The organism is Calidithermus chliarophilus DSM 9957 (assembly GCF_000430045.1).
In the GTDB taxonomy this organism is placed as follows: Bacteria; Deinococcota; Deinococci; order Deinococcales; family Thermaceae; genus Calidithermus; species Calidithermus chliarophilus.
Genome location: NZ_KE387027.1, coordinates 545,120 through 549,360, shown reverse-complemented (window position 1 = coordinate 549,360; position 4,241 = coordinate 545,120). Strand labels below are relative to the sequence as shown.

Below are 4,241 nucleotides of genomic sequence, written 5' to 3'. Positions count from 1 at the left end.
GGGAGGGGTAAACCACACGCCACGAGCCACACGCCACGAGCCATAGGCCACACGCCCCCGCAACCCAATCCCCCCTACGCTCTCCCCTCCCACTCCGCGAGGAATTGCTCGACGTAGCGCTCCATGAAGGCGTGGCGTTCCTCCGCGAGGGCGCGGGCTGAGGCGGTGTGGAGGCGGTCTTTGAGGAGGAAGAGCTTTTCGTAGAAGTGCATCAGGCTGCTCGAGCTCGAGGACTTGTAGTGCTCGAAGGAGCCGTGCAGGACGGGCTCTTCTTCCGGGTCGTACAGGAGGCGGCCCTTGGCCCCGCCGTAGGCGAAGGTGCGGGCGATGGCGATGGCGCCGATGGAGTCGAGGCGGTCGGCGTCCTGAACCACGCGGCCCTCGAGGGTGGGCATCTCGTCGGGCACGCCGGCGCCCTTGAAGCTCACCCGGCGGCAGATGTCCTCGACCGCCTCGATGACCCCCTCCCCTACCCCGATCTCCTCGAGCCAGCCCCGCAGGGTGCCGTGGGGGCGCTCGAGCTTCCAGTCCTCCACGTCGTGACCCAGCGCGGCCAGCTCGACCACGTAGACGTCGGCTCCCTCGGCTAGGGCCAGCCGGCGGGCGGTCTGCCACACCCGCCACACGTGCCACCAGTCGTGGCCGCTGGGGTCGGCGGCGAAGTCTTCGTGTACGCGGCGGGCCAGCGCTCGAACGTGGGCGTGCGGTTCCATCGCACGCCAGCATACGGCCTGGCATGGACATTCCTCTCATACCCAAGCCCTAAAGTGAGAAGGAAAGGAGGCGGCTCATGTATTCGCGTATCCTCATGCCCACCGACGGCAGCCCCGCCAGCCAGAACGCCCTGAGCTACGGCCTCGAGCTCGCCCGCTGGCTGGGCAGCCAAGTGACCTTCCTCTACGCCCTCCCCGAGATCAGCCTGGTGCCCACCGCCCTCGGCAGCGTGGTCGTCCCCTTCGACCTCGACCGCCAGGCAGCCACCGAGCAGGTGCTCAGCCAGGCGCAGAAGATGGCTGCCGACGCCGGGATCGATGCCTCCCTCGAGGGCGTGCAGGGCTACCCCGTGCCCAGCATCCTCGAGGCCGCCCGCTCCCGCGACCTCATCCTCATGAGCCCCCGTGGCGCGGGGGGTGCCGAACGCTGGCCCCTGGGCTCGGTCACCCAGGAGGTCCTGCAGCACAGCCCCGTCCCCGTGCTGCTGGTGCGCCACCCCGCGCCCATCCCGCCCCGCTCCCTGCTCCTGCCCACCGACACCAGCGAGCCCAGCCAGCGGGCCGTGACGCACGGCCTGATGCTGGCCCGCCGCTTCGGCGCCCGGGTCACCTTCCTCAGCGTCCTGCAAAACCCCAGCACCCTCATCCCCATGCCCCCCGCCTTCGTCCCGCGCGACATCCCCCCCGAACAAGCCGAAGTCCTGCGCCAGAGCTACGACCACGGCCTCGAGGCCCTCATGAAGCAAGCCCACGCCGAAGGCGTCGAGGCCCACACCCAGCTCCTCCGCCGCGACGACGTGTCCGACACCATCGTCGAAGCCGCCCAGGACCACGACTGGATCGTCATGGGCACCCACGGCCGCGGCTGGCTCGGCCGCCTCCTCCTCGGCTCCGTAGCCCAAAAAGTCGCCCTGCACGCCCCAGTCCCCGTACTCGTGGTGCCCAACCGCCCCCAGGGCCGCCCGGCGTGAGAGGCGTCGAGGGTCCAGGGCTGAGGAGTTTTGCGTTTTGCGTTCCGCGTCTTGCGTCTTGCGTTTGGCGTTTGACCTTTGGCCTCCGGCGTTCCACAATACCCCCGTGTTGCGTTTCAGCGCCGAAGGGGTGCGCCTCGACCAGGCCCTAGCTCAGGAAGCCCAGACCAGCCGCGCCAAGGCCCAGGAGTGGATCGCGGCGGGGCTGGTGCTCGTCAACGGCAAGCCCATCACCAAGGCGGGCTACAAGCTCAAGGGCGAAACCGTCGAGCTCGAGCCCCCACCCCCCGAACCCGCCACCGTCGAGCCGGAAGAGGTCGAGCTCGAGGTGCTTTACGAAGACGCCGACCTCGTGGTCGTCAACAAGCCCGCCGGGATGATCACCCACCCGGCCCCCGGCGTGGTCTCGGGCACCCTGGTCAATGCCATCCTGGGCCGCTACGGCCTGCGGGCCGCCGAGGGCGAGAAGCCCGAACTCGTGCGCCCCGGCATCGTCCACCGCCTCGACAAGGACACCAGCGGCGTCATCGTGGTCGCCCGCCACGAGGCCGCCCACCGCCGCCTGGCCGAAGCCTTCCGGGGCCGCAGCGTCTTCAAGCGCTACGTCGCCATCACCGTGGGCGTCCCCAAGGAGGGCGTGCTCATCGCCGACGTCGGCCGCCACCCCGTAGACCGCACCCGCATGAGCGTGGGCGGCGTCGCCGCCCGCTACGCCGAGACCGACTTCGTGGTGCTGCAAACCGCCGGGGTCTTCGCCCTCGTGGACGCCCGCCCCCACACCGGCCGCACCCACCAGATCCGCGTCCACCTCAAGCACCTCCACGCCCCCATCCTGGGCGACGAGGTCTACGGCAAGCCCAGCCCCCACATCGCCCGCCACGCCCTCCACGCCTACGAATTGCGGCTTCCCCATCCGAGGACGGGGAAGCTGTTGGAGTTCCGGGCCCCCATCCCCGAGGACATGGCCCAGGCCTGGGAGGCTTTGGGGGGCGGCGACCTCGAGGCCGCCCTAAGCGCGGGCTAGCTCGGCCGCACCCTCCTCAGCAGGCTTTGCAGCAGCCGGCTTCCCGAGCATGGCCCAGGCCATGGCGACGAAGACCATGTGGATGGGCTCGACCTGCACCACCGGGAACCAGAACAGGTAGTACAAGAACGCCGCCAGCAGCGCGACGAGGATGGACTGCTCGAACACATTGGCCTTACGGATCAGCCGCCAAACCGGCCACAGGTAGAGCACCACCGTGATCAGCACGGCGAAGAGCCCGTAGGAGATGAGCCGGTCGAGCAGGAGGTTGTGGGCCTTGTCGAGGTACACCTTGTAGATCAGGCCTTGCTTGCCCGTGTCGCTCTTGTAGTTGTCGAGGAAGACCAGGAACGCCTTCGAGCGGATGGGGTCGCCCGGCTCGTAGAGGGTCTGGATCTCCCGGATCGTCGCCTCGGGGGGCCAGCCGTACTCGAGGCGGTACTCCCGCATGAGGTCCTCCGGCGGGATGTGGCGCAGCAGGGCCAGGCGGAACCCGTCCGGGCCGCTCCCGATCAGGGGGCTCAGCGGCAACCGGGTCGCCGCCTTCAACGCCAGTTCCCAGATGACCAGGCGGGTTTTCCCGGTCGCGGGGTCGGTGAGGCTACGATTAAAGTCGAGGCGGTTGGGCACGAGGCTCTGCGCACTGAGAACCATGGCGAGCAGGGCCACGGAAAGCCCTAACGTCCAGCGCTCGCGCCGGAGCAGGTTCCACAGCACCAGGACAGCGATCAGGGCATAGACCGAGGCCTTGTTGGTGGTAATGCCCAACCCCAGAGCAACCGTTAGCAGCGCCAGCGCCAAGAGCACCCTCTGAGCCGTCCCGCTCGCCCGTAGGAACAGGCCCATTCCGCCGACCAGCACGACGACCATGAACCCCGCCACCATCCCGGGGTGGCCGATGGTGCCCACCGGAGCCTCGTACATGAAGCCTCGAGTCAGCGGCCCGACAGGGTCCAGGGCTAGCCGCTGCAACACCACTACGGCCGTTTCGACCACACCCACGACCACCAACCCGGACAGCAGAAGCGGCCAGGCTTGGCGGTTTTCACGCAACACCCGGTAGATGAAAAGAGACGTCAGAACCAGGCCAATTTGGTAAAGAAGGCCGTCCATCCGGCTCTCCGCCCCTAGGAGAATCGCGGATAAATCGTCGTCACGAGCATTTACGGTAGCGATCCCCACGAGCAAGAGGTAAGACAGCAACAGGTAGCTGAAGGGATTTCGGTAGGATTGCAAGCCTCGAGCCTGCAAAATCCCGAACACCCCGATCATCACCAGCAACATTACCCGTGGGAAAAGCCATACCAACTCGCTGGCGACCACGCCAGAATAAGTGAACTGGGTTATCCCGCTCGCAACCTCGAGGGTTGATACCGAGGGCTTAGAAACGAAATAACGTGGTTTGCTACTTGAAATGGGGGAAGAAAAGGGAGATGGTCTTCATTGCTATGAGAAACCATCCCCGCTATCAGCATAGCCTAGAGGAACTGTTTTTGAGGGTCTTCATCCTGGTGGATGACTGGCTCAAAGCCA

4 protein-coding genes are annotated in these 4,241 nt (G+C 67.0%); 2 read left to right on the top strand and 2 right to left on the bottom strand.

Annotated features, from left to right (window positions below; translation table 11 throughout):
• Positions 1–74: 74 nt before the first annotated feature.
• Complete coding sequence (locus tag MEICH_RS0119670) at positions 75–713, bottom strand: HD domain-containing protein (RefSeq protein ID WP_027894011.1); 639 nt, start codon at positions 711–713, stop codon at positions 75–77.
• Positions 714–790: 77 nt separating this feature from the next.
• Here MEICH_RS0119670 and MEICH_RS0119665 point away from each other — a divergent pair, with 77 nt between their 5' ends.
• Positions 791–1,684, top strand: coding sequence for a universal stress protein (locus tag MEICH_RS0119665; RefSeq protein WP_084542440.1), 894 nt, complete (start codon positions 791–793; stop codon positions 1,682–1,684).
• A gap of 106 nt (positions 1,685–1,790) precedes the next feature.
• Positions 1,791–2,708, top strand: coding sequence for an RluA family pseudouridine synthase (locus MEICH_RS0119660; protein WP_027894009.1), 918 nt, complete (start codon positions 1,791–1,793; stop codon positions 2,706–2,708).
• On the opposite strand, the gene MEICH_RS26205 is transcribed toward MEICH_RS0119660, so the two are convergent.
• Positions 2,694–3,632, bottom strand: a complete 939-nt coding sequence (locus MEICH_RS26205) for an O-antigen ligase family protein (RefSeq protein ID WP_245587717.1) — start codon at positions 3,630–3,632, stop codon at positions 2,694–2,696. The genes MEICH_RS0119660 and MEICH_RS26205 overlap by 15 nt on opposite strands.
• Between the last annotated feature and the right edge of the window lie 609 nt (positions 3,633–4,241).